A 24,545-nucleotide genomic window follows, 5' to 3' on the forward strand; every position below is an offset into this window, starting at 1 on the left:
CCAGATGGACTACCACTCGCTCAACGCGATGCTCAACCTCTACGGCCCGAACGGCGAGATCCAGTTCGACAAGGACCGTGAGGCCGCGCGGGAGTACTTCCTCCAGCACGTCAACCAGAACACCGTCTTCTTCCACTCGCTGAAGGAACGGCTCGACTACCTCGTCGAGAAGGAGTACTACGAGCAGGCAGTGCTCGACAAGTACTCGTTCGACTTCATCCAGGAGCTCAACGACCTGGCCTACTCGAAGAAGTTCCGCTTCCAGACCTTCCTCGGCGCGTTCAAGTACTACACCTCGTACACGCTGAAGACCTTCGACGGCAAGCGCTACCTCGAGCGGTTCGAGGACCGCGTCGTCATGACCGCCCTCGGTCTCGCCGACGGCGACCAGCAGCTCGCGGTCGCGCTCGTCGAGGAGATCATCGCGGGTCGGTTCCAGCCGGCGACGCCCACCTTCCTCAACTCGGGCAAGGCCCAGCGCGGCGAGCTCGTCTCCTGCTTCCTCCTCCGCATCGAGGACAACATGGAGTCGATCGCCCGTGGCATCAACTCCGCGCTCCAGCTCTCGAAGCGTGGCGGCGGCGTGGCGCTCTCGCTGTCGAACATCCGTGAGTCCGGTGCACCGATCAAGCAGATCGAGAACCAGTCGAGCGGCATCATCCCCGTGATGAAGCTCCTCGAGGACTCCTTCAGCTACGCGAACCAGCTCGGCGCGCGTCAGGGCGCCGGCGCGGTATACCTCAACGCACACCACCCCGACATCCTGCGCTTCCTCGACACCAAGCGTGAGAACGCCGACGAGAAGATCCGGATCAAGACGCTGTCCCTCGGCGTCGTCGTCCCCGACATCACCTTCGACCTCGCGAAGAAGGGCGAGGACATGTACCTGTTCTCCCCGTACGACGTCGAGCGCGTCTACGGTGTGCCCTTCGGCGACATCTCGGTGAGCGAGAAGTACCACGAGATGGTCGACGACTCCCGCATCAAGAAGACGAAGATCAACGCCCGCGAGTTCTTCCAGACCATCGCGGAGATCCAGTTCGAGTCCGGCTACCCGTACATCGTGTTCGAAGACACGGTGAACAAGGCGAACCCCATCAAGGGCCGGATCAACATGTCGAACCTCTGCTCGGAGATCCTCCAGGTCAACACGCCGACCACCTACAACGAGGACCTCTCGTACAAGGAGATCGGCAAGGACATCTCCTGCAACCTCGGCTCGCTGAACATCGCGCTCACGATGGACTCGCCCGACTTCGGTCGCACGGTCGAGACCGCCATCCGCGGCCTCACCTCCGTGTCCGACCAGAGCCACATCTCCTCGGTGCGTTCGATCGAGGACGGCAACGACAAGTCGCACGCCATCGGCCTCGGCCAGATGAACCTCCACGGCTACCTCGCCCGCGAGCGCGTGCACTACGGCAGCCCCGAGGGCATCGACTTCACGAACATCTACTTCTACACGGTGGTGTTCCACGCGCTGCGTGCCTCGAACCTCATCGCCAAGGAGCGCGGGGAGACCTTCGACGGTTTCGCCGACTCGCAGTACGCGTCGGGTGAGTTCTTCGACAAGTACATCGACCAGGTCTGGGAGCCCGAGACGGCTCGTGGCCGCGAGCTCTTCGAGCAGGCCGGCGTGCAGATCCCGACGCAGGCGGACTGGACGGCCCTCAAGGCGTCCATCCAGGAGTACGGCATCTACAACCAGAACCTCCAGGCCGTCCCGCCGACCGGTTCGATCTCCTACATCAACAACTCCACGTCGTCGATCCACCCGATCGCGTCGAAGATCGAGATCCGCAAGGAAGGCAAGCTCGGTCGCGTGTACTACCCGGCTCCGTTCATGACGAACGACAACCTGGAGTACTACGAGGACGCCTACGAGATCGGTGCCGAGAAGATCATCGACACGTACGCCGCGGCGACGCAGCACGTCGACCAGGGTCTGTCGCTGACGCTGTTCTTCAAGGACACCGCCACCACGCGCGACATCAACAAGGCGCAGATCTACGCGTGGAAGAAGGGCATCAAGACCATCTACTACATCCGTCTCCGCCAGCTCGCGCTCGAGGGCACGGAAGTCGACGGCTGCGTCAGCTGCATGCTCTAAGGAGCTTCGCGCTTCGTCATCCGCACTTCGACAGGCTCAGTGACCGGGATTCCGGTCCCGGTCACTGAGCCCGACCCCGGTCCCTGAGCCTGTCGAAGGGCATCAGCATCACCGGTCCGTCGAGGGCCACGAGTATCACCGGTCCGTCGAGGGCCATCAGCATCACCGGTCCCTGAGCCTGTCGAAGGGCCAACCCCACTTCCCGATAGAGGACACCAATTCATGTCAGAGAAGCTCAAGCTGGTCGACCGCGTCCAGGCGATCAACTGGAACAAGATCGAGGATGAGAAGGACGTCGAGGTCTGGAACCGCCTCGTCAACAACTTCTGGCTGCCCGAGAAGATCCCGCTGTCGAACGACGTCCAGTCGTGGAACACCCTGACGCCGCAGGAGCAGCAGCTCACCATGCGCGTGTTCACGGGCCTCACGCTCCTCGACACGATCCAGGGCACCGTCGGCGCCGTCGCCCTCATCCCCGATGCGATCACCCCGCACGAGGAGGCCGTCTACACGAACATCGCGTTCATGGAGTCGGTGCACGCGAAGAGCTACTCCTCGATCTTCTCCACGCTCAGCAGCACGAAGGAGATCGACGAGGCGTTCCGCTGGTCGGTCGAGAACCCGAACCTGCAGAAGAAGGCGTCCATCGTCCTCGACCGCTACCACGGTGACGACCCGCTGAAGCGGAAGGCCGCCTCGACCCTCCTCGAGTCGTTCCTCTTCTACTCGGGCTTCTACCTGCCCATGCACTGGTCGAGCCGCGCGAAGCTCACCAACACGGCCGACATGATCCGCCTGATCATCCGCGACGAGGCCGTGCACGGGTACTACATCGGCTACAAGTTCCAGAAGGGACTCGAGAAGCTGACGCAGGCTGAGCGCGACGACGTCAAGGACTACACGTTCTCGCTGCTCTACGAGCTCTACGACAACGAGGTGCAGTACACGCAGGACCTCTACGACGAGGTCGGTCTCACCGAGGACGTGAAGAAGTTCCTGCACTACAACGCCAACAAGGCGCTCATGAACCTCGGCTACGAGGCCATGTTCCCGAAGACGGTCACGGACGTGAACCCGGCGATCCTGTCGGCGCTCTCCCCGAACGCCGACGAGAACCACGACTTCTTCTCGGGCTCCGGCTCCTCCTACGTGATCGGCAAGGCCGTGGTCACGGAAGACGAGGACTGGGACTTCTAGTCGCCGTGCAGTCGCTGCGCTGAACGCCTGAGGGCCGGATGGAATCCACGATTCCATCCGGCCCTCAGGCGTCCAACGTGTAGCGGCGTCAGCCGCCGAGGCCGCCGAAGCCGGCCAGGAAGAAGTAGAAGAACGCCGTCGCGCCCTGGACGACCGGGAGGAAGAGCGCCGCGATCGCGGTGACCACGATCGTGAGGATGACGACGAGTGAGACGAGACTCACGACACCGTTGCGTCCGGCGCTCGGCGTCTCGACGGATTCGGCGACGAGCAGCTCGTCCATGGTCGCATCGGTCGTCAGCATCGTTCTCCCTGTGGCTCTGGTGTCCTCGACCCTACCTGGCGATCCGCCGTGCGTCGCTGACTCGCCCGAGGATGTTCGAATCCGACGAGGAAACGCGCAGATTCGGACGACTCAGCGACGGCGGGTGCTCAGCGGCGGGTGGACCAGAGGGCCCAGGCGATGAGCACGGGCTGGAAGAAGAGCCGGGTGAACCGACGGCTGTCCGTGTCGAGGCCGAAGGCGTCGCGGCGGTTGAGCCATTGGGAGAGGTTGCCCGGGAAGATCGCCGTGAAGAACGCCGCAGCGAGGTTGCCGACAGCCGTCCGCTTGACGCCTGAGGCGAGTGCCGCACCCAGCGCGATCTCGACGACGCCCGAGGCGAGCACGGTGGTGTCCTCGTCGATCGGCACCCATTCCGGCACCTGCGCCTGGAAGTCCTTCCGAGCGAAGGTCAGGTGGCTGATGCCGGCGAACACGAGTGCGCCTCCGAGCAGCAGACGTGCGGCGGTGCGGGCTTTCGATCCAGCCATGAGGGTCCTCTCGACGATGGTGATGTCACCACGCTATCCGGAGATCGGTGGACCGACGGCGGGTTGGAGTGCACAGATGTCCAGCAGCAGGCCGCTCAGCCGTCGATCTGCGAGTTCGCGTCGAGACGGTGCCAGGTGCGGTTGTGGTAGACGAGCGGCGCGCCGTCGAAGCTGGGGCTGAACGTCGGGGCGGCGGGAGCGGGCGCCTCGGCGGCAGGCTCGGCACGGACCGGCTCCTCGACCGGTTGTGGCTGCGAGACACTCGACTCCAGTGCGTGCACCGCGATGACCGTCGAGGTGCCCGCCTCCATGCGGTTCACGATGCGTCCGCGGATCCAGACGCCGTTGCCCGTGAAGTACGGCTCGCCCGTCGGCAGGCGGTCCCAGATGGAGGTGTCGGCGAAACGGTCGATCCCACTCGTCGCGCAGAGCTTCGCGATGTGCAGCTGCTCGGAACCCAGAAGGTGGACCACGACCGTGTCGGACGCGGTGATGGTCGGCGCGCTCGAGGACAGCGACGACACGGAGAAGACGAGGAGCGGCGGTTCCGCACTGACGGAGAAGACCGAGGTGGCGGTGAGTCCCACCGGCCCGCTGCCGTCGTCCGCGGTGATGACCGAGACGCCGGCCGGGTGCTGACGGAACGCCGCTTTGAAGTCGTCGGGGGACAGGGAGGCGAAACCGGGGGCGACCTCGCCACCGTCGACGGGAGACGGCAAGGTGGTCACGGAGGCGGCTGCCGGGTGGACTGAGCTCACGGGGGATCCTTCGAACGACTGTGGACGACTGCTGCAACGCCGATTCGGTGGACGCTGCACAGGCTACGTTTCGCTCATCCGGCCGGAGCTGCAACTCTGTTACCCGGTGTGACGGCGACCGAGTGGTCGGGCGCAGGTCCCGTCGACCTCGCGTGCGTACGCTGGACGCATGCCCATCCTCATCGCCCCGGACGACCTCGCCGCCTTGATCGCCTCCGAGACGCCGGTGCGCGTCCTCGACGTGCGGTGGCGACTCGACGCGCCGGACGGACGGCCCGCCTATCTCGAGGGGCACCTGCCCGGCGCGGTGTACGTCGACCTCGACCATGAGCTGGCCGACCACGTGCCGACCGGAGAACCGGCCGTCCGAGGCCGTCACCCCCTGCCCGATCGCGAGGCGCTCCAGGCGTCCGCGCGATCGTGGGGCATCGACGACGGCGACGTCGTCGTGGTCTACGACGATCTCAAGAGCCTGTCGGCGGCACGCGCCTGGTGGGTGCTGCGGAACGCCGGCATCGCGGACGTCCGCATCCTCGACGGCGCGTTCCGGGCGTGGACGGACGCCGGATTGCCCGTGGAGCGCGGCCAGGTCGTCCCGGAACCCGGGACGGTCACGCTGACGACGGGTGTCCTGCCGACCATCGACATCGACACCGCCGCGACGTGGGCAGGCGAGGGACGGGTGCTGCTCGACGCGCGCGCGGGCGAACGGTACCGGGGCGAGGTCGAACCGATCGACCCTCGGGCCGGTCACATCCCCGGAGCGCTCAGCACGCCGACGACCGCCAACGTCGGCGCCGACGGCCGATTCCTGTCGCCTGAGACCCTCCGCGAGCAGTTCCTCGCCGCGGGCGTGCCTGCGGACGCGACGGTCGCGACCTACTGCGGCAGCGGGGTGACCGCGGGGCACAACGCGGTCGCACTCACCCTGGCCGGCTTCGAACCGGTGCTGTACCCGGGGTCGTGGAGCGAGTGGGCGAACCACCCGGAGCGTCCGGTGGCGACGGGACCGGACGCCTGAATCGCCGACTCCGGACAACGAGCTCGTCGAGATGCGCCCTTCGACAAGCTCAGGGACCGGGGATCGCTAGCCCGCGAGGACCTTCTGCAGGCGCTGCAACGACACCGACTCGGCCGTGCCCAGCTGCTGGGCGAACAGGCTGATCCGAAGCTCCTCGAGCATCCACCGGGCCTTCACGAGGTGCTCCGGAGCCTCGGCGGGCAGTGGGATCGTGCCGCCGGCGGCCTCGAACCGTGCCGACGCCGTCTGCGCCTCCGTCATCCACACGCGGTCGCGGTTCGGGTTGTCCGTCAGCCGCTCGGCACGGTAGCGGATGCCGACGAGGTAGCGGGGCAGATGTTCGAGCCGTGCGGAGCCCGTCCGGGAGACGAAGCCGGGGAAGACGAGCCCGTCGAGCTGGCCCCGCATGTCGGTGAGCGCCGCGAGCAGCGTCATGCTCGTCGCCGCCTTCATGGCCTTCTCCGTGTCGCGCGCGGCCTGCAGGATGCGGGCGACGATGGCGACCGTCTGGAACATCCGGTCCATGACCGAGGCGGACACGCGGTCGCGCAGCGTCTCGTACTGCAGTCGGGAGAACACCTGTCCGTCGGGCACCACACGGAACAGAACATCGTCGATGCAGGCGGCGAGGCAGTCCTCGAACAACGCCGGCGTCGACCGGTAGGGGCTCGTCGCGAGCGCGAGCTTCTCGTTGGCCTTGAGGTGCTGCTGCACATACGCCGTCGGGGACGGGATCGCGAGCAGGAGGAGACGGCGCACCCCCGCGGGCATGGCGCGGGCCTGGTCGGCCTCCGTGCTCATGATCCGGATCGACACGCTCGTGCCGTCGTCGACGATCGCGGGGTAGCCGCGGATCACGCCGTCCTCCTGGCGGATGTCGATGAAGCGGGGGAGGTCGTCGAAGTCCCACCTGGTGAACCCGGAGCGCTCGATGGCGTTGGGCGCTCTGGCAGCCGCGACCTTGGCGACGCTCGCCCGCGTTCGCTGCTTGAGGCGCTGCTGCAGCTCGACGAGGTCCTTGCCGCTGGCGAGCGTCCGGCCGCGCTCGTCGATGACCCGGAAGGTCACGAGCAGGTGCTCGGGGACGCGTTCCATCTCGAAGTCCGAGGCGGTGATGTCCATGTAGGAGAGCCGCTTGATCGCGTTCGCGAGACGGGTGGCGAACGAGTCCTCGGCGGCCGGACTGCCGGGGGCGACCGCCGGGACGTCGGCGGGGAGCTCGGCGAGTAGCTTCGCCGCCCAGTCGGCCGCAGGCACGATGTTCCGACGCAGGGCTTTCGGGAGCGCTTTGATCATCGCCGTGATGAGGTCCCGACGGAGACCGGGGACCTGCCAGTCGAAGCCCGCGGGCGAGAGCCGGTCGAGCAGGGCGAGCGGGACGATGACCGTCACGCCGTCGTCGTCGCTTCCGGGCTCGAAACGGTAGCTGAGCTTCAACCGCTGGTCGGCCTGCACCCACTCGGCGGGGAAGCGGTCCTCATCCACCGCCGGAGAGTCCTCGGGGAGGAGGTCCTCCTGGCGCATCGTGAGCAGCTCGGGCTGGTCGACGCGCGTCTTGCGCCACCAGGACTCGAAGCCCCGCGTCGTCGAGATCTCGGCAGGGACGCGGGCGTCGTAGAAGTCGAAGACGGCTTCGTCGTCGAAGAGGATGTCGCGGCGTCGCGTCCGCTCCTCGAGCTCACTCAGCTCCTTGCGCAGTCGTCGGTTCGCGCGGTGGAAGTCGAACAGCTTGTCGCGACCGATGTCGTGGGTCCACTCGCCGTCGACGAGCGCGTGTCGCAGGAACAGTTCACGGGCCTGTTCCTGGTCGATGCGACCGAACTGCACCCGGCGGCGCGGCACGATCGGCACGCCGAAGAGGGTCACCTTCTCGAAGGCGACGGCGGAGCCCTGGTTCTTCTCCCAGTGCGGCTCGCTGTACGACCGCTTGCAGAGGTCGCCGGCGATCTGCTCCGCCCACGCCGGGTCGATCGAGGCGTTGGTCCGGGCGAACAGCCGACTCGTCTCCACGAGCTCCGCGCTCATCACGGCGTTCGGCTGCTTCTTCGCGAGCGCGGACCCGGGGAAGAGGACGAAGCGCGTCTGGCGGGCGCCGATGTAGTCGCCCTTCTTCGCGGTCTTCGTCGCCGGTGGAGCGTTCCGGCCCTTCACGACCGGAGCGACGGTCTGATCCTTCAGCCCGATGTGGGAGAGGAGCCCCGCGAGGAGCGACTTGTGGATGCCGTCGGGGTTCACCGCCGGCTCGTTGATCGTCAGGCCGAGGGGCTTCGCGAGCTGGCGCAGCTGGCGGTAGACGTCGTGCCACTCGCGGACGCGGAGGTAGTTGAGGAACTCGTTCTTGCAGAGCCGACGGAACGCGCTCGACGACAGTTCGTCCTGTTTCTCCTCGAGGTAGTTCCAGAGGTTCAGGAGGGCGAGGAAGTCGCTCGTGGGGTCGACGAACCGGCGGTGCAGTTCGTCGGCCTTCTGCCGGTGCTCGAGCGGTCGTTCGCGTGGGTCCTGGATGGTGAGCGCCGCGACGATCGCGAGCACCTCCCGCGACACCCCGTGCTGCTTCGACTCCACGACCATGCGCGCGAACCGCGGATCGATCGGCAGGCGGCTGAGGTCGCGCCCAACCCGCGTGAGACGTGGACCGCCGCCGCGAGGTGAGCCGTCGGCGAAGGTGCGCGTCTCGATCGCGCCGAGTTCGGACAGCAGATCGACGCCGTCCTTGATACCGCGGGCGTCCGGCGGTTGGAGGAAGGGGAAGGCGGCGATGTCGCCGAGGCCGAGGGAGATCATCTGGAGGATCACCGCGGCGAGGTTCGTGCGGAGGATCTCCGGTTCGGTGAACTCCGGGCGCTTCGCGAAGTCGTCCTCCGAGTAGAGGCGGATGGCGATGCCGTCGCTCGTACGGCCGGACCGACCCGAACGCTGGTTCGCCGACGCCTGCGAGATCGCCTCGATGGGGAGCCGCTGCACCTTGGAGCGCACGCTGTAGCGCGAGATGCGGGCGGTTCCGGCGTCGATCACGTACTTGATGCCGGGCACCGTCAGGCTCGTCTCGGCCACGTTCGTCGCGAGGATGATGCGCCGGCGGAGGCCTGCCACGGTCGATGGCTGGAACACGCGGTGCTGGTCGGCGGAGGAGAGCCGGCCGTAGAGCGGCAGCACCTCGGTGCCGGGCAGGTTGCGGCCGCGGATGGCGTCGGCTGCGTCGCGGATCTCCGTCTCACCGGACAGGAAGACGAGGACGTCGCCCATCGACTCGCGCGCCAGCTCGTCGAGGGCGGCGTTGATGCCTTCGAGGTAGTCGCGGTCGGCGGCTTCGGACTCCGGGGCGTCCTCGTCGTCGTCGGTGGGCTCGTCGGCCACGAGCGGCCGGTAGCGGATCTCGACCGGGTACGTGCGGCCGGAGACCTCGACGATGGGCGCTCCGTCGAAGTGCTTCGAGAAGCTCTCCGGGTCGATCGTCGCGGACGTGATGATGACCTTGAGGTCGGGGCGCTGGGGGAGGAGCTGCTTGAGGTAGCCGAGCAGGAAGTCGATGTTGAGGCTGCGCTCGTGTGCCTCGTCGATGATGATCGTGTCGTACTTGCGCAGCATCCGGTCGCGGTGGATCTCGTTCAGCAGGATGCCGTCGGTCATCAGCTTGATCTTCGTCGCCTTCGACGCCTGATCGGTGAAGCGGACCTGGTAGCCGACGACGCCACCGAGCTCCTGGCCGAGTTCCTCCGAGATGCGTTCGGCGATCGTGCGCGCGGCCAGTCGTCGGGGCTGCGTGTGCCCGATGGATTCGCGACCGAGCTCGAGGCAGATCTTCGGTAGCTGAGTGGTCTTGCCGGAACCGGTCGCTCCCGCGACGATGACGACCTGGTGCTCGCTGATGGCACGCGCGATGTCCGCGCGGGCGGCACTGACCGGCAGCTCGGGCGGGTAGGAGATTCGGAGGTCGGACATCAGCCCTCCATCGTATCGGGCTGGACGCGGTGTGCTGCCGCTCCGGGCCTCCCGATCCGGCGAACCCTTCCTCCGGTCCCTGAGCAACCTCCTTCGGTCCCCGAGCCTGTCGAAGGGGATACGACGAACCTCACGAATCCGGCGCTGTTCCCCCGGTCCCTGAGCCTGTCGAAGGGCATACGAGGACACTCCCATAACCGAACCGACTCGGCATCTGGAATGTCAGTGGTCCATGGTGGACTTGTTCCATGACCGAGACCACGCCAGCCGCGATCCGCGTCGGCGACGAATACGCAGCGCAGCTGGCGGAGTTCTCGGACGAGTGGACTGAGATCCACCGGCAGCAGGCCGTCTTGGACGCACGGAAGGCGCGTCTGCTGGCCCGCTCCGCCGCCTATGCGGACGCGTTCGCGGACGTCACGGTCCCGGCGATCTTCCCGCCGGCCGAGCGTCAGGCGCTGTCCCGTCGGTCGACCTGTGCGGCTCTCGCGATGGCGACCCGGATACCGGAGCGGACGATCCAGCGGGCGACCAACGACGCCGAGCGTCTCGTGAACGACGCACCGGCCGTGCTCGAATCACTGGAGGCAGGCCGGATCTCGGCGCGGCATGCGCAGGTGATCACCGACCAGCTTTGCGACGTCCCGACCGCTGGGTGGGCGGTGTTCCTGGACGAGGTTCTCGTCGTCGCCGAGCGCACCACTGTCGCTGGCCTCCGCACGAGCGCCCGCGTGCTCCGGGAGCGCCTGCACCCCGAATCGATCACCGCGCGCGCAACCCGCTCTGAGGCAGACCGCCGCGTTGAGTTCGAACCGGCCGCCGACGGTATGGCATGGGTGCACCTCTTCACCACGGCACCGATCGCCCAGGGCATCATGGAGCGCGTCGAGGCCGGGGCGGCGGAGTCGCGCGCAGGTGGCGACACTCGCACCTGCGCCCAGCTGCAGGCGGACGCCTTGGCGGCGCTCGCGCTCACCGGCGTGACCCCGGAAGATGTCATGTCGAACCCGGTCCTCCCGCACCCGATCGAAGTGCAGGAGCACATCAAGCCAACGGTGCAGATCACGGCTCCGGCGCTGAGCATGGCCGGCGTCTCCGACGCCCCGGCCACCCTCGACGGCTACGGCCCCATCGATCCGGAGACCGCAGCCCGTATCGCGGTGAACGCACCCAGCTTCACCCGGATCCTCGTCCAACCCGAAACCGGCGCGGTCCTCTCCGTCGGACGCAACCAGTACCGGGTCCCAGCCGACCTGCAACGCGCGGTCCGCCTGCGAGACGGCACCTGTCGCGCACCCGGTTGCGGCAGACGAGCCAGGGCCTGCGACCTCGATCATTCCGTCGCCTGGGAAGACGGCGGCACCACGGATGTCGGCAATCTCGCCTGCCTCTGCCGACATCATCACCGGATGAAGCATCTGCCCGGATGGAACCTCGACCACAAACCGGGCGGGGTTCTCAAGTGGACGACATCTGACGGGAAACACCATCGGACCGAACCCGATCCCGCACCGTTCTGACCAGTTCCGGTCCCTGAGCCTGTCGAAGGGGGGTGGGTCCTCGTGGGCACTTCGACAAGCTCAGTGAGCGGGAGAAGTCTGTCGCACCGCTTCGGTCCCCGAGCTGTGCCGCACTTCGACAGGCTCAGTGACCGGGAGAGGTTCACTGAAGGTGATTCGGTCCCTGAGCTTGTCGAAGGGTGGGTGGGAGAGGGGCGGCCGGATGAACCCGGTCCCTGAGCCTGTCGAAGGGCAGTCGGGCTGTGGCACCTCGGCGTGAAGCGGGCAGGTCTGAACGCTGTATGGCAAACAGGGTTGCTTCGCAGAGTGGTTTGCGTTACAAAGTAGATATGACTTCACCGATGGAACCCACCGACGGCTCGGATGCGCTCGACCCGGCCGCCATGCTCGCTCTGCAGGAGCGACAGGCGAGCCGTGTCGACGACATCTTCACGAGGCCCACCATCGCGATCGTGTACATCTGGGGTGTCGCGTGGACCGTCGGGTTCCTCGCGCTCTGGTCCGCGAGCGACGAGAACCCCTGGTTCACCACCCCGCCGGCGGTCGCCGGGTGGCTCTTCGGGATCCTGATGGTTGGCGGCATCGTCTCGTCGTCGATCATCGGCTCCCGCGTGTCTCGCGGGATCCAGGGAGCACAGCAGGTGCAGGGGACCATGTACGGCATCGCCTGGGCGATCGGGTGCACGGCAGCGGCGGTGTTCGGCGGCGCTCTGTTCGCTGCCGGGATGGCGCCCGCACTCGCCGCCATCTTCTACCCGGCCATCTACAGCCTCGTGGTCGGTCTGCTGTACCTCGCAGGTGGAGCAGTCTGGCGCGACCGCCTCATGTACGGCATGGGCATCTGGATCATCGTGGTCGGCATGGCCGCGCCGTTCTTCGGCTCGCCTGGCAACGCGCTCATCATGGCCATCGCCGGCGGAGGTGGGTTCCTCGTGTACGCGACCTTCCTCGAGGCGACCCGCCGTCGGCGTGCCCACCGATCGGCGGCGTGACCGATGGAGGAACTCGACCCCCTCATCCATGCCCAGGCCCGCCTGCGCATCATGTCGACGCTCGCGGCGATCGATGCGGACAGCAGCATGTCGTTCCCCCGCCTGCAGGAGATGCTCGACATGACCGCCGGGAACCTGTCCACACACCTGCGGAAACTCGAGGACGGCGCCTACGTCCTCGTCACGAAGACCCACCGGGGACGCACCCCGGTCACCTACCTGGAACTCACCACGCTCGGGCGCCGCGCGTTCGAGGACTACATGACCGGCCTCCGAGCGATGCTCGGCGGCGCGTCGGGAACGGGGACATCATGACGATCACATCACTGGCCACCCTCGAGGGCGTGACACGACGCTACGGCGACGTGACCGCGCTGCACGACGTCGACCTCAGTATCGAGCCGGGTTCGCTCGTCGGGCTCCTCGGGCCCAACGGCGCCGGCAAGTCCACCGTGCTGTCCCTGCTGCAGGGCACCCGACGTCCGACGACCGGCACGGTGACGCTCTTCGGCGGCGATCCCGCCCAAGCGGTCAACCGCACCAGGCTCGGATCGACACCGCAGGAGACGGCACTGCCGCCCACGCTCCGGGTGGGAGAGGTCGTCGACTTCGTCGGACGGCACTTCGCAGACCGCGTGCCGACGGCCGCCCTGGCGGAGCAGTTCGGTTTCGGCGACCTCCTCCGACGCCAGACGGGCTCGCTCTCGGGCGGCCAGCAGCGCCGCCTCGCGGTCGCACTCGCGTTCGTCGGCAGACCGCGTCTCGTGCTCCTCGACGAGCCGACGACGGGCCTCGACGTCGACGCCCGCCGGACCCTCTGGGACGCGATCCGCCGGCAACACGAGCTCGGGGCGACGATCGTCCTCACCAGTCACTACCTCGAGGAGATCGAAGCGCTCGCCGAGCGCGTCGTGGTGCTGGGGGATGGACGGGTCATCACCGATGCCCCACTGCGCGACGTGCTCGGGCTCGTCGGCATCCACCGGGTGCGGCTCCGGACCACCGACCCCGGAGCGGTGGAGCGGCTCGCCGGAATCGTCCAGGCGAGTCGTGACGGTGACGCCGTCGAACTGGACGTCCGCGACGCCGATGCATTCGTGCGCGATCTCGTCCGGTCCGAGGTCCCGTTCACCGATCTCGCCGTGCGCGGCGCGACCCTCGAGGAAGCGTTCCTGACCCTCACCGCGGACGCCCGGGCGGACGTCGAACGGAGCGCCGCCTGATGGCCACCACACTCCAGCTCACCGCCCTGCACGCGCGGTACTCCCTGCTCGAGACCGTGCGCGTCCCGATCGCGCTGATCGGCTCGCTCGTCTTCCCCGCGCTCTCGCTGCTGTTCTTCGTCGTCCCGCAGGCGCAGGTCGCCGGCGATCCCGTCATCGCGACCCAGGCCGTCATCTCCCTCATCGTCTTCGCGGTGCTCGCCAACTCCCTGTTCGGCTTCGGCCTGACCATCGCCCAGGCGAGGGAGCAGGCGTGGGATCCGTACCTCCGCACCCTTCCGGTGACGGGTGTCGCCCGTGTCCTCTCGCACCTGTGCTCGGTCGGTCTCCTCGGGTTCGCGGCCGTCATACCGGTCGTCGTGCTCGGTGCGCTCCTGACCGCCGCCACCACGACTCCGACAGGGCTGCTCGGTGGCATCGTGGCGCTCCTGGTGGGTGCCCTGCCGTTCATGCTCCTGGGCACCGCGATCGGGTACGCCCTCCCCAGCAAGGCCGCGATCGCGGTGGTGCAGGTGGTCATGTTCTCACTGGCCTTCGCCGGCGGACTGTTCATCCCACCGTTCCTCTTCGCCCCGTGGCTCGACCGGCTGTCGATGTTCCTCCCGAGCCGCCAGACCCGGGAGCTCGTCGTCTGGGCGGTCCAGGGTGGCGAGTTGCCGTGGTGGTCGTGGGTCGGCGTCCTGGCCTGGACCCTCGTCCTGACCGTCGTGGTCCTCGCTCTCTACCGCCGCGACGAGGGCCGCCGCTACCGCTGAGGTCGACGGACACCTCGCCGAGCACCGACCGTCCCCGTGTGCTGTCACACGTCGACACACACCGTGCACCGGCCGCCAGGCGCTCGTACGCTGACGTCCATCCCGGCCGGACCACGGCCCATGACGAGCGGATGGAGCGAACCGTGTCCAACAGCGCAGACCAGACGAACGCCGCCGACCGATCGACGGGCGCGCACTGATGGGAGCCCCGGTCGTGTTCGGCATCGGCCCGATCTCGGTCGACGACCTCGTGGCCGTGTCCCGCGACGACGCCATCGTCGTCCTCGACACCCCGGCGCTCGACCGCATCGGCGCCGGCCGGGCCGTCGTCGACCGGCAGACGACGCCGATCGGAGTCGGTGCGCCGGGCCCTCGGTCCCAGGGTCCACGGATCCCTGGTCCCGCCGGGGGACGAGCTGCTCCGCGCACCGCGACGCTCGATGCCTCGGCGGTGGAGGAGCGTGTCGTCCATGACCGCCGTGGCGGCATCGGACTGCCGCTCTCGGTGGACCGTGCTCGGGCGGTGGTCGCCGCCCGGCTCGCCGGATGGACCCGTGGCGCATCCGGGATCCGCCTCGAGACGGCCGTGTTCGTCGCGGAGCTCCTCAACCGTGGGGTGACCCCGGTGATCCCGTCCGTCGGCTCCCTCGGCGACGGCGACGAGACCCACCTGGCGTCCGTCGCGACGCTCGTGATCGGGCAGGGGGAGGCGGTCCTCGCGGGTGAGCGGCTCTCCGCCCAGGTCGCTCTGTCGCGGGTCGGGCTCGCACCGCTCGACCTCGCTGTGCACGAGGGCTTGGCGTTCGTCCACCACAACGCCTACTCCCTCGGCGTCGGTGCGCTCGCACTCCACCGGCTCGGCGCGCTCAGCCGACTGGCGGACACCACGAGCGCGCTCTCGTCGCGGGCCGCTGCGCGGTCCGGGCTCGGCGGGCGAGGACCGGCGTTCGACGCGAGGGTCCTCGCCGGTAGCCCGTCGGCGGGTACCCGGGCCAGCGGCGAGCGGATCTCCGAGTTGTTGGCGACGCCGGTCGGCCCGCGGGGTGCGCGCGGCGGACGGGACCTGGACGGACTGCGGCTCCGCGCGACCCCGCAGATCAACGGTGCCCTCGCGGACGAGGTCACGGCGGCCGTCCAGCTCGTGGAAGCGACGCTCGGAACGGCCTCGGAGGATCCACTCGTCGATCAGGCATCGGGTGTCCTGAGGACCGGCGGGTTGCTGCATGGCGCCCGGCTCGCCCGCGCCTTCGACGGGCTGCGCGCGGCCATCGCGCACACCGCTGCTGCCGCCGAGCGACGGCTCGGACGCATCGCCGGAGGCGGGGTCGACCCGCGGGGGACCGGGCACGGGCTCGTACCGGGTCGGCTCGGTCAGTCGGCGGCGGACCTCGTCGCTGAACTGCGCGTGCTCGCGACCCCGGTCGTCACCGCCGGCGTGCCGGACGAGGACTCGGACGACCCGGCCTCCTTCGCCGGGACCTCGCTGCGACTGCTGGAACGCTCGACCGCCCTCCTCGCGGACGTGCTGGCGGTCGAGGCGGTCGTCGCGGCGGACGCGCTCGGCCCGGCGGAGCACGACGGATGGTCGGTCGGGTTCTCCGTCGCCCACGCCGGCCTCCGGTCGGCGATCGAGCAGGAGCTGCACGGTCAGCAGCTCGTCACGGCGGCGCTCGCCGCGTTGGGCGTCGACCGATCCTGAGCGACGGCGGCCGGCCGGCGAACGTGCGCGGGCGCACCCACGTCGTCGCATGCCATGTATTTCGACACGTGTCGAGGGGGTGGGCGATGTCAGTGCCCTCCGGTAGGTTCGGACCACCGACCGAGAGACGTTCAGCGAGCCACCGACCGCGGCGGCGACGACCCTTGGAAGACGACCTGTCACGAACAGCCGTGCAGAGAAGAGGCATCGGTCCAGCATGATCTCCTTCGAACACGTCTCCAAGCGCTTCGACGACGGCACCCTCGCGGTCGACGACTTCTCCCTCACGATCCCGTCGCGGTCCACCACGGTCTTCGTCGGGTCCTCAGGCTGCGGCAAGACCACGCTCCTACGGATGATCAACCGCATGGTCGATCCGAGCGAGGGACGCATCGTCATCGACGACGAGGTCGTCTCCGCCGTCGACCCGGTCCGTCTCCGTCGCCGCATCGGCTACGTCATGCAGAACTCCGGTCTCCTCCCGCACCGCACCGTGATCGACAACGTGGCCACGGTGCCCATGCTCACCGGCGTCAACAAGAAGCAGGCCCGGGCGGACGCCCTCACCCTCCTCGACACCGTCGGACTCGACCGCGCGCTCGCCGACCGGTACCCGAGTCAGTTGTCCGGCGGCCAGCAGCAGCGCGTCGGCGTGGCACGAGGCCTCGCGATCGACCCGAACATCCTGCTGATGGACGAGCCGTTCGGCGCCGTCGACCCGCTCGTGCGTGCCGAGCTCCAGCGGGAGCTGCTCCGACTGCAGCGCGACATCGCGAAGACGATCGTGTTCGTCACCCACGACATCGACGAGGCCTTCCTCCTCGGCGACCAGGTCGTCATCCTGCAGAAGGGCGGCCACATCGCCCAGGTCGGCACGCCGGCCGAGATCGTCGCCAACCCTGCCGACGACTTCGTCGCCCAGTTCATCGGCGCCGATCGTGGCCAGCGGACGCTCCACGTCGAGCGCGTCGACGGACGCGACGTGGTCGTCGACGAGTCGGGCCGCCCCGCCGGCGTCCTCGGAGCCGGGCCCGGCGCAGGCGACCGCCCCGGCCTCGACGTCCGGAAGGACGGCGCATCCACATGAGCTGGGTCATCGCGAACTGGGACATGATCTGGGACCTCACCCTCACCCATGTCCAGCTGAGCCTGCCCCCGATCATCCTGGGGTTCCTCATCTCCCTCCCCCTCGGCTGGCTCGCACACCGGTACCGGTGGTCGCGTGGCGTGCTGCTCACACTGAGCGGCATCCTCTACGCGATCCCGTCCTTGCCGCTGTTCGTCCTCATGCCGTCCCTCATCGGCACGAAGATCCTCGATCCGGCGAACGTCGTGATCGCGCTCACCATCTACGCCGTGGCCCTGCTCGTCCGCACGGTCGCCGACGCGCTCGACGCCGTCGACGCCGGGGTGCGGCAGTCGGCACAGGCCGTGGGGTTCTCCACCGGCCAGCGCTTCTGGCGGGTCGAGTTCCCGCTTGCGGGTCCGCTCATGCTCGCCGGCATCCGGGTGGTCTCCGCGAGCACGATCAGCCTGCTGAGCGTCGGCGCCCTCATCGGCGTCACGAACCTCGGCTACCTCTTCACCGACGGCTACAACCGGCAGTTCCCGATCGAGATCCTGACCGGCATCGTCGGGACGGTCGTGATCGCGATCGTGTTCGACGTCCTGCTGGTGCTCCTCGGCCGGCTCCTCATGCCGTGGACGCGGATCAGCTCGAAGGGTGCGATCCGTCGTCGTCGCGCGGCCACCGAAGCCCGTGAGCTGGCGACCGCCGGGGGAGGAGCAGCATGATCAACTTCCTCGCCGCCTTCGCCTGGATCTTCGACCCCGCGCACTGGGAGGGCCCAGGCGGCATCCCCGTGCGGGTGCTCCAGCACCTGGCCGTGACCGGCCTGACCGTCCTCATCGCCTGCGTCATCGCGATCCCGCTCGGGCTCCTCATCGGGCACACCGGGAAGGGACGGGAGATCGCGGTCGCGATCACCGGCGCGCTCCGGGCGCTGCCGACCCTCGGTCTGCTCTCACTCCTCGCGCTCATCACGCTCGGGTGGGGCTTCTCCAGCACGAGTCTCGTCCCCGCGATCACCGCACTCGTCGTGCTCGCCGTCCCGCCCGTCCTGGCCGGTGCGTACGGCGGGGTCGAGTCGATCGACCGCCAGACCATCGACGCCGCGCGTGCCGTCGGGATGAACGAGTGGCAGATCCTCGGCAAGGTGGAGATCCCGCTCGCCCTCCCGCTCATGATCGGTGGCGTCCGCTCGGCGGTCCTGCAGACGATCGCGACCGCCACCGTCGTCGCCTTCCTCACCAACGGCCCCGGTCTCGGTCGCTACATCCTCGACGGCCTCCCGGTACGGGACTACGCGCAGATGCTCGCCGGTTCGATCATCATCATCGTGCTCGCCCTCCTCCTCGAGGGCGTCTTCTCCCTGCTGCAGCGCGCCGTCGTGCCGCGCGGCGTCCAGGCGACCCACACGCGGGTCGACGAGACCCGGGGTCACGCCACCGGCGGCGACCGCTCCACCGCACCAGACCCCGCCGTCGCAGAAGCGGAGGCGAACATGCAGACCGCGGCATACCGCAACAACTGACGCGTTCCACCATCCCGGGCGACAGCACCGCCCGGCTCCCAGACCCACAACGGCACCACCGTTCTCGCCCATCACAGATAGGAAACACCATGTTCACAGTTCGACAGGGTCGACGCCTCGCCGTCGGCATCGCCGCGACCGCCGTCGCGGCCCTCGCACTCAGCGCCTGCTCCGCAGGCGACCCGACCGCCGGGGAGACCGCGGCATCCGACACGATCACGGTCGGCTCCGCCGGATTCCCCGAGTCGGAGATCATCGCCCAGATCTACATCCAGGCGCTCGAGGCCAACGACATCAAGACGGCCGAGTCCCTCAACATCGGCGCGCGCGACGTCTACATCGCAGCGCTCGAAGACGGCTCGATCGACCTCGTCCCCGACTACAGCGGCAACCTGCTGCAGTTCTTCGACGACTCCGCCACGGCCACGTCGAGCGACGAGGTCTACTCCGCCCTCCAGGAGGCCACGCCGAAGGGCTACGAGGTCCTCGACCAGTCCAAGGCGGAGGACAAGGACTCCTACAACGTCACGAAGGAGTTCAGCGAGGCGAACAACGTCACGAGCCTCGCCGACCTCGCGGCGCTCTCCATCCCGCTGGCCATCGGCGGCGCACCCGAGTTGGCTGAGCGCCCGTACGGCCCGAAGGGCCTGACCGAGGTGTACGGTGTCCCCGCCGACAAGCTCACCTTCGTCCCGATCAGCGACGGCGGCGGCGCACAGACCACCGCGGCCCTGCTCGACGGCACGGTCCAGCTCGCCGACATCTACACCACGACCCCGTCGATCACCGAGAACGACTTCGTCACGCTCGAGGACCCGGAGAACCTGATCCTCCCGCAGAACGTCCTGCCGCTGATCAACTCGGCCAAGGCCAGCGACAAGGTCAAGGAGGTCTTGAACGCCGTGTCCGCGGAGCTGACCACCGAGGACCTCATCGAGCTCAACGCCCGCAACCAGGGCGACGAGAAGGCCGCTCCGAAGACCCTCGCGGCCGACTGGCTGAAGGACAAGAAGCTCTTCAGCTGAGCAGCAGCCACACGTCGATGGCGTCGTCCGGTTCTCCGGGCGGCGCCATCGCGCTGTTCGCGGGGAGCGCATCCGGCCGCAGCCGGATGTCCAGGGGGTCTCCGACACCTGAGGAGTTGGTAGCGTCAGGGTATGAGTTCCGAGACCCCCGCAGAGTTCATCGCGTCCTGGACCGCCTGGCACACCGCTCGCGAGCGTTCCGTCCGAGCACCCCACGGCATCGCCGCCCTCCGGTTCACCCACTGGCTGACCGAGGAGGCGACCGCCCTCGAGGGTGCGCCGGGCACCTGGCGTGCGGACGCGACCGGCATCGTCGGTGAGCGGCTCACGGGTACCGGACTGACCACGCCGAGCGGCGCGCAGATCATGACCGACCGCGTCGAGCTGGTCCACGGTGACGAACTGCACTTCGGCGACGCGCTGCTCCGAGGCATGGAGCGGGACGGCGTCTACGCCCTCCGCGTGCTCGACCCGGAGGCGCCGACGCGGACCTCGCTCGAAGGCATCAGCGCCTTCGCCCCCGACGTAGCCTGGATCCGGCCGGCGCGGTTCGTGCCGTCCCCGGACGTCACGGTCGAGACCGAGTCGATCGACGGCCACGTCACGACCGAGACCCCCGTCGGCCGGGTCGAGTTCGAGCTCGGTGATGAAGCGGTGTCGCTGACGGTCACGGGCGGCCCGAACGGACTCTGGGCGGTCTTCTCCGACGGCACGAGTGGCGACGAGAGCTACCGGTTCCGGTTCATCAGCATGCCGGCGCCGACCGCGGACGGCCACGTCCTCGTCGACTTCAACCGCGCGTACCTGCCGCCGTGCGCGTTCAGCGACCACTACGTGTGCCCGCTGCCTGCGCCGAACAACCGGCTCCGCACCCGGATCACGGCGGGCGAGCGACTGCCGCTCGGCCAGTAGGTCCCGGGCAACGGATCCCGCATGACGAACCGGCTCGCCGAGGCGATGAGCCCGTACCTCCGCTCGCACGCCGAGCAGCCGGTCGACTGGTACCCCTGGGGGCCGGAGGCCTTCGCCGAAGCGGCCCGTCGTGACGTCCCCCTGCTCGTCTCGATCGGCTACTCGACGTGTCACTGGTGTCACGTCATGGCACGCGAGTCGTTCTCGGACGAGCACATCGCCGAGCTCCTCCGACGCGATTTCGTGGCGGTGAAGGTCGACCGCGAGGAGCATCCCGACGTCGACGCCAGTTACCTCGCCGCCGCCGGCGCGTTCACCCGTGACCTGGGCTGGCCGCTGAACGTGTTCGTGACGCCGCGCGGACACGTCTTCCACGCGGGGACCTACTCGCCTCCCGTGCCGCTCCGCGGGCATCCCTCGTTCCCGCAGGTGCTCGAGGCCGTCCGTGTCGCGTGGACCGAGCGACGGGAGCAGGTCGTCGCGAGCGCCGACGGACTCGCGCGGGCGATCGCCGAGACGATGTCGTCCACGGATGACGCCCCACTGCCGGAGCCCGGCGACCTCGACGCGGCGATCGTGGCGGTCGAGGCGCTCGAGGACCGGGAGCTCGGCGGCTTCGGCACGGCTCCGAAGTTCCCGATGGCCCCGCTGTTCGACTTCCTGCTGACGCCGCGCGAGGGGGAGGTCGCCCGCCGCGGTGTCGACCTCGCGCAACGCACCCTCAGGACGATGGGGGCCTCGGCGCTCCGGGATCCGGTCGAAGGCGGGTTCTTCCGGTACGCGGTCAACCGGGACTGGACCGAGCCACACTACGAACGCATGCTGACGGACAACGCGCTCCTCCTCACCGCGTACACGCGGGCTTGGACCGAGCGCCCGAGCTCGTGGGCGGCCAGTGTCGCCGCCGGGATCGCCGAGTTCCTCATCGGCACGCTGCAGCAGCCGAGCGGCGGTTTCGGGTCGGCGCAGGACTCCGAGAGCGTCGTCGACGGCGTCGGATCGGAGGGTGGCTACTACCGACGCGATGTGGACGGCCGGGCGATGCTGACCCCGCCGGCCGTTGACCGCAAGGTGCTCACCGGTTGGAACGGGCTCGCGATCGGCGCGCTGGCGGAGGCCTCGACGGTCTTCGACCGCCCCGAGTGGCTCGAATCAGCGAGGTGGGCGGCGGACGCGGTGGTCGAGAACCACCTCGGCTCGGACGGCACGCTCGCCCGGGCCTCGCTCGACGAACGGCGGTCGGGTGCGGCGGCGGCCCTCGAGGACTACGGGATGCTCGCGGAGGGGCTCCTGCGCCTCGGCCTCGCGACGGGCGAGGTCCGCTACGCGGAAGTCGCCCGCGACCTCGTCGACCGGTGCTTGCCGGACGAGACCGTGACCGACGAGACCGTGACCGACGCCTCCTCCGCCGCGGTGGCCGGCTTCATCCTGCCGGGCGGCGGCGACCCGGTGCTGTCGGCCCAGGGCATGCGGATCGACGGCGACCCGTCGGAGGGCGCGTATCCCTCGGGGATATCGTCGCTCGGACGCGCGTCGCTGCTGCTGTTCCAGCTGACGGCCGACGGCCGGTTCCGGGACGCCGCCGAGGGCGCGGTCCGGTTCGCCGCGTCGGCTGCGCTGTCGGCACCGACCGCGTTCGGCGCGAGTCTGGCCCTGGCGGCATCGCTCACCGGGCCGGCGTCGCAACTCATCGTCGTCGGGCCGGATCGGGTGGACCCGGACGAGGACGAAGATCGCGCGACGGCGGATCGGGCGATGCGCGACGCGGTCAGGACGCGCCGGGACGACGTCGTGGCGGTGGTCTCCGAGCGGCAGGCGGTGGCCTGGGCGACGAGCGGGTTCGACGTCTTCGCCGAACGGACCAGTCGGGACGGCCGGTTGACCGCCTACCACTGCCGGGACTTCGTCTGCCGCCTCCCGGTGACGGACGCGGCGCAGCTCGACGCCCGCTGAACCAGCCCACCGACCGACCCGTCACGTCGACGGGTCAGGCTCCGAACGTGCCGTCCGGTCCACCGAAGCGCAGCTCGCGGGCTTCGGAGCGCCAGCGTCCGAGTCCACCGTCGAGGAGCGCGACGCGCTCGTATCCGGCTCCGGTCAGCGCCGCACGAAGGCGCTCGGCGGAGCGCCCGTCCAGCTGGTCGTACAGGACGATCGTGTGCTGCTCCGTGATGCCGATGGAGGCCGCACCGCGTCGGATCTCGTCCGCTGAGGATGCTCCGAGCCCCTGACGCGCGTCCAGCAGCTCGACGAACACGGCGCCGGGTACGTGCCCGTCGAAGAGGTACAGGTCGTAGCCGCTCACCAATCGCACCGGGCCGCCGTCCAGCGGAGGCAGCTCGACGACACTCGCGTCGAGGACGATGAGGCTCTCGCTGCCGAGATGGTCCGCGAGCCACTGGGTGGAGACGAGCGGGTCCACCAGGAACGGCGCGTGCGTGGAGGTCATGCGCCCACCGTAGGAGGCCGCGGCCCGGATGACCACGGTGGTCGGCAACACGCGGTCACACGACGCCGCGGTTCAGCACTCGATGACGTTGACCGCGAGACCGCCCTCGCTCGTCTCCTTGTACTTCGTCGACATGTCGACGCCGGTCTGGCGCATGGTCTCGATCACGGTGTCGAGCGACACCAGGTGCGTCCCGTCGCCGTGCAACGACAGGCGTGCGGCGCTGACGGCCGTCGAGGAGGCGATCGCGTTGCGTTCGATGCACGGGACCTGGACGAGCCCGCCCACCGGGTCGCACGTGAGGCCGAGGTGGTGCTCCATCGCGATCTCCGCGGCGTTCTCGACCTGGCGCGGTGTGCCGCCGAGGACGGCGCACAGGGCGCCGGCGGCCATGGCGCAGGCCGATCCGACCTCGGCCTGGCAACCGCCCTCGGCGCCCGAGATGGACGCGTTGGCTTTGAAGAGCGAGCCGATGGCGGTCGCCGTGAGCAGGTACCGACGGATGCCGTCGAGCGAGGCGCCCGGCACGAACCTCAGGTAGTAGCTCCCGACCGCCGGGATGATCCCCGCGGCCCCGTTCGTGGGTGCGGTCACGACCCGCCCGCCCGAGGCGTTCTGCTCGTTGACCGCCAGGGCGAACGCGTGCAGCCACTCCGTGGGGAGCTCGCGCCCGCTCTCGGCCTCGGCCACGTCGAGGCGCTCACGGACGGCACGCGCCCGGCGCTTGACGCCGAGACCGCCCGGGAGGGTGCCGGTGTCGGCGAGCCCGGCGGTCACGCACTCGTGCATGGCCGTCCAGATGGCGTCGAGGCCGGCGTCGACCTCGACCGCGGACCGCAGGGCCTCCTCGTTGCGTCTCGCGATCGCGTCGATCGGGAGCCCTGTCTCGTCGCAGAGGCCGATGAGCGTCTCAGCGGTCCGGAACGGCATCGGCACGGGTGTCGACGGCAGCACCGTGCTCGGGTCGTCGCCGTCACGACGGATGAAGCCGCCGCCGACCGAGTAGTACGTCTCGGAGCGCACCGGGAGGTCGCTCCGCTGATCCCAGGCGTGCAGCGTCATGGCGTTCGGGTGGCCCGGCAGCCTCGTCCTGGGCACGAACGAGACGTCGTCCTTCGAGAACGCGATGGCCCGCGTCCCGGCGAGCGCGAGGGGAGCGCCGTCGGGGTGGTCGCTCCAGGCCCGGCGGACCTCGGCGGGATCGCACCCTTCGGGAGTGAGCCCCTGGAGTCCCGCGACGACAGCGTCGGGGGTGCCGTGGCCGATGCCGGTCGCGCCGAGCGATCCGTACAACGAGCACGTGACGCGGTCGACCCGGTCGAGCAGTCCGTCGTCCGCGAGCCCGGTGGCGAAGGCCAGGGCCGCCCGCATCGGTCCGACCGTGTGCGAGCTGGACGGCCCGATCCCGATGGAGAAGAGGTCGAACGCGGACACGTATGCGGTCACTGGACGACCCCCTTCGGTGCGACTGGCTCCTCTCACTCTAAGCGTCTTCGGCGCCGGGTGCGGTGTCAGCGGCCGTCAGCGGGTGTCAG

At 69.1% G+C, this 24,545-nt stretch carries 21 protein-coding genes; 15 read left to right on the forward strand and 6 right to left on the reverse strand.

Annotated features, from left to right (window positions below; translation table 11 throughout):
* Positions 1–4: 4 nt before the first annotated feature.
* Together nrdE and nrdF are read left to right on the forward strand one after the other, a co-directional pair.
* Entirely contained in the window at positions 5–2,110 is a 2,106-nt protein-coding gene (gene nrdE, locus GV015_RS09720) for a class 1b ribonucleoside-diphosphate reductase subunit alpha (RefSeq protein WP_079706251.1), read from the forward strand.
* Between the two features lie 222 nt (positions 2,111–2,332).
* Complete coding sequence (gene nrdF, locus GV015_RS09725; protein ID WP_056007612.1) at positions 2,333–3,307, forward strand: class 1b ribonucleoside-diphosphate reductase subunit beta; 975 nt, start codon at positions 2,333–2,335, stop codon at positions 3,305–3,307.
* Between the two features lie 88 nt (positions 3,308–3,395).
* Here the strand turns inward: nrdF and GV015_RS09730 are convergent, their stop codons facing one another.
* The 3 genes from GV015_RS09730 to GV015_RS09740 form a co-directional block, all read right to left on the reverse strand.
* Positions 3,396–3,611, reverse strand: a complete 216-nt coding sequence (locus GV015_RS09730; RefSeq protein WP_079705418.1) for a hypothetical protein — start codon at positions 3,609–3,611, stop codon at positions 3,396–3,398.
* A gap of 128 nt (positions 3,612–3,739) precedes the next feature.
* Positions 3,740–4,120 (reverse strand): DoxX family membrane protein, encoded by a 381-nt coding sequence (locus GV015_RS09735; RefSeq protein WP_079705419.1) that lies wholly within the window; start codon positions 4,118–4,120, stop codon positions 3,740–3,742.
* A gap of 95 nt (positions 4,121–4,215) precedes the next feature.
* Complete coding sequence (locus GV015_RS09740) at positions 4,216–4,839, reverse strand: flavin reductase (protein WP_371416583.1); 624 nt, start codon at positions 4,837–4,839, stop codon at positions 4,216–4,218.
* Between the two features lie 208 nt (positions 4,840–5,047).
* Here GV015_RS09740 and GV015_RS09745 point away from each other — a divergent pair, with 208 nt between their 5' ends.
* Entirely contained in the window at positions 5,048–5,899 is an 852-nt protein-coding gene (locus tag GV015_RS09745; RefSeq protein ID WP_159878113.1) for a sulfurtransferase, read from the forward strand.
* Between the two features lie 66 nt (positions 5,900–5,965).
* Here the strand turns inward: GV015_RS09745 and hrpA are convergent, their stop codons facing one another.
* A complete protein-coding gene (gene hrpA, locus GV015_RS09750) occupies positions 5,966–9,841 on the reverse strand; it encodes an ATP-dependent RNA helicase HrpA (protein WP_159878114.1) in 3,876 nt (1,291 codons plus the stop codon).
* A 248-nt stretch (positions 9,842–10,089) separates the two neighbouring features.
* Here hrpA and GV015_RS09755 point away from each other — a divergent pair, with 248 nt between their 5' ends.
* The 12 genes from GV015_RS09755 to GV015_RS09810 all read left to right on the forward strand — a co-directional run bounded on the left by GV015_RS09755 (position 10,090) and on the right by GV015_RS09810 (position 22,514).
* Positions 10,090–11,361: an HNH endonuclease signature motif containing protein gene (locus GV015_RS09755; protein WP_159878115.1), complete on the forward strand. Its 1,272-nt coding sequence runs from the start codon at positions 10,090–10,092 to the stop codon at positions 11,359–11,361.
* A 329-nt stretch (positions 11,362–11,690) separates the two neighbouring features.
* Positions 11,691–12,353 carry a hypothetical protein gene (locus GV015_RS09760; protein ID WP_124768930.1) on the forward strand — a complete coding sequence of 221 codons (663 nt, stop codon included), beginning with the start codon at positions 11,691–11,693 and terminating at the stop codon, positions 12,351–12,353.
* A gap of 3 nt (positions 12,354–12,356) precedes the next feature.
* A complete protein-coding gene (locus tag GV015_RS09765; protein WP_079705424.1) occupies positions 12,357–12,668 on the forward strand; it encodes a transcriptional regulator in 312 nt (103 codons plus the stop codon).
* Entirely contained in the window at positions 12,665–13,576 is a 912-nt protein-coding gene (locus GV015_RS09770; protein WP_159878116.1) for an ABC transporter ATP-binding protein, read from the forward strand. Before GV015_RS09765 ends, GV015_RS09770 begins: the two co-directional genes overlap by 4 nt.
* Positions 13,576–14,331, forward strand: coding sequence for an ABC transporter permease (locus tag GV015_RS09775; RefSeq protein WP_137242035.1), 756 nt, complete (start codon positions 13,576–13,578; stop codon positions 14,329–14,331). The genes GV015_RS09770 and GV015_RS09775 overlap by 1 nt, the downstream gene beginning before the upstream one ends.
* 199 nt (positions 14,332–14,530) lie before the next feature.
* Positions 14,531–16,030 (forward strand): aromatic amino acid lyase, encoded by a 1,500-nt coding sequence (locus GV015_RS09780; RefSeq protein WP_159878117.1) that lies wholly within the window; start codon positions 14,531–14,533, stop codon positions 16,028–16,030.
* A 217-nt stretch (positions 16,031–16,247) separates the two neighbouring features.
* Entirely contained in the window at positions 16,248–17,117 is an 870-nt protein-coding gene (locus GV015_RS09785) for an ABC transporter ATP-binding protein (RefSeq protein ID WP_137242033.1), read from the forward strand.
* Positions 17,114–17,824: an ABC transporter permease gene (locus GV015_RS09790; RefSeq protein ID WP_079705429.1), complete on the forward strand. Its 711-nt coding sequence runs from the start codon at positions 17,114–17,116 to the stop codon at positions 17,822–17,824. The genes GV015_RS09785 and GV015_RS09790 overlap by 4 nt, the downstream gene beginning before the upstream one ends.
* On the forward strand, positions 17,821–18,624 hold the full coding sequence (locus GV015_RS09795; protein ID WP_159878118.1) for an ABC transporter permease: 804 nt from the start codon (positions 17,821–17,823) through the stop codon (positions 18,622–18,624). The genes GV015_RS09790 and GV015_RS09795 overlap by 4 nt, the downstream gene beginning before the upstream one ends.
* An 89-nt stretch (positions 18,625–18,713) precedes the next feature.
* Positions 18,714–19,649, forward strand: a complete 936-nt coding sequence (locus GV015_RS09800) for an ABC transporter substrate-binding protein (protein WP_159878119.1) — start codon at positions 18,714–18,716, stop codon at positions 19,647–19,649.
* Positions 19,650–19,781: 132 nt separating this feature from the next.
* Positions 19,782–20,561, forward strand: a complete 780-nt coding sequence (locus tag GV015_RS09805; RefSeq protein WP_159878120.1) for a DUF1684 domain-containing protein — start codon at positions 19,782–19,784, stop codon at positions 20,559–20,561.
* Positions 20,562–20,582: 21 nt separating this feature from the next.
* Positions 20,583–22,514 (forward strand): thioredoxin domain-containing protein, encoded by a 1,932-nt coding sequence (locus GV015_RS09810; RefSeq protein WP_159878121.1) that lies wholly within the window; start codon positions 20,583–20,585, stop codon positions 22,512–22,514.
* A 34-nt stretch (positions 22,515–22,548) separates the two neighbouring features.
* Here GV015_RS09810 and GV015_RS09815 read toward each other — a convergent pair whose 3' ends face one another.
* On the reverse strand, positions 22,549–23,010 hold the full coding sequence (locus tag GV015_RS09815) for a rhodanese-like domain-containing protein (protein WP_159878122.1): 462 nt from the start codon (positions 23,008–23,010) through the stop codon (positions 22,549–22,551).
* Positions 23,011–23,082: 72 nt separating this feature from the next.
* Positions 23,083–24,456, reverse strand: a complete 1,374-nt coding sequence (locus tag GV015_RS09820) for an L-serine ammonia-lyase (RefSeq protein WP_124768937.1) — start codon at positions 24,454–24,456, stop codon at positions 23,083–23,085.
* Positions 24,457–24,545: the final 89 nt, after the last annotated feature.

It is taken from the genome of Plantibacter sp. T3, from assembly GCF_902506515.1.
GTDB classification, from domain to species: Bacteria; Actinomycetota; Actinomycetes; order Actinomycetales; family Microbacteriaceae; genus Plantibacter; species Plantibacter auratus.

Coding starts and splice junctions, on each gene's coding strand:
- nrdE (WP_079706251.1), top strand. CDS start 5: ATGGACTACCACTCGCTCAACGCGATGCTCAACCTCTACGGCCCGAAC.
- nrdF (WP_056007612.1), top strand. CDS start 2,333: ATGTCAGAGAAGCTCAAGCTGGTCGACCGCGTCCAGGCGATCAACTGG.
- GV015_RS09730 (WP_079705418.1), bottom strand. CDS start 3,611: ATGCTGACGACCGATGCGACCATGGACGAGCTGCTCGTCGCCGAATCC.
- GV015_RS09735 (WP_079705419.1), bottom strand. CDS start 4,120: ATGGCTGGATCGAAAGCCCGCACCGCCGCACGTCTGCTGCTCGGAGGC.
- GV015_RS09745 (WP_159878113.1), top strand. CDS start 5,048: ATGCCCATCCTCATCGCCCCGGACGACCTCGCCGCCTTGATCGCCTCC.
- hrpA (WP_159878114.1), bottom strand. CDS start 9,841: ATGTCCGACCTCCGAATCTCCTACCCGCCCGAGCTGCCGGTCAGTGCC.
- GV015_RS09755 (WP_159878115.1), top strand. CDS start 10,090: ATGACCGAGACCACGCCAGCCGCGATCCGCGTCGGCGACGAATACGCA.
- GV015_RS09760 (WP_124768930.1), top strand. CDS start 11,691: ATGACTTCACCGATGGAACCCACCGACGGCTCGGATGCGCTCGACCCG.
- GV015_RS09765 (WP_079705424.1), top strand. CDS start 12,357: ATGGAGGAACTCGACCCCCTCATCCATGCCCAGGCCCGCCTGCGCATC.
- GV015_RS09770 (WP_159878116.1), top strand. CDS start 12,665: ATGACGATCACATCACTGGCCACCCTCGAGGGCGTGACACGACGCTAC.
- GV015_RS09775 (WP_137242035.1), top strand. CDS start 13,576: ATGGCCACCACACTCCAGCTCACCGCCCTGCACGCGCGGTACTCCCTG.
- GV015_RS09780 (WP_159878117.1), top strand. CDS start 14,531: ATGGGAGCCCCGGTCGTGTTCGGCATCGGCCCGATCTCGGTCGACGAC.
- GV015_RS09785 (WP_137242033.1), top strand. CDS start 16,248: ATGATCTCCTTCGAACACGTCTCCAAGCGCTTCGACGACGGCACCCTC.
- GV015_RS09790 (WP_079705429.1), top strand. CDS start 17,114: ATGAGCTGGGTCATCGCGAACTGGGACATGATCTGGGACCTCACCCTC.
- GV015_RS09795 (WP_159878118.1), top strand. CDS start 17,821: ATGATCAACTTCCTCGCCGCCTTCGCCTGGATCTTCGACCCCGCGCAC.
- GV015_RS09800 (WP_159878119.1), top strand. CDS start 18,714: ATGTTCACAGTTCGACAGGGTCGACGCCTCGCCGTCGGCATCGCCGCG.
- GV015_RS09805 (WP_159878120.1), top strand. CDS start 19,782: ATGAGTTCCGAGACCCCCGCAGAGTTCATCGCGTCCTGGACCGCCTGG.
- GV015_RS09810 (WP_159878121.1), top strand. CDS start 20,583: ATGACGAACCGGCTCGCCGAGGCGATGAGCCCGTACCTCCGCTCGCAC.
- GV015_RS09815 (WP_159878122.1), bottom strand. CDS start 23,010: ATGACCTCCACGCACGCGCCGTTCCTGGTGGACCCGCTCGTCTCCACC.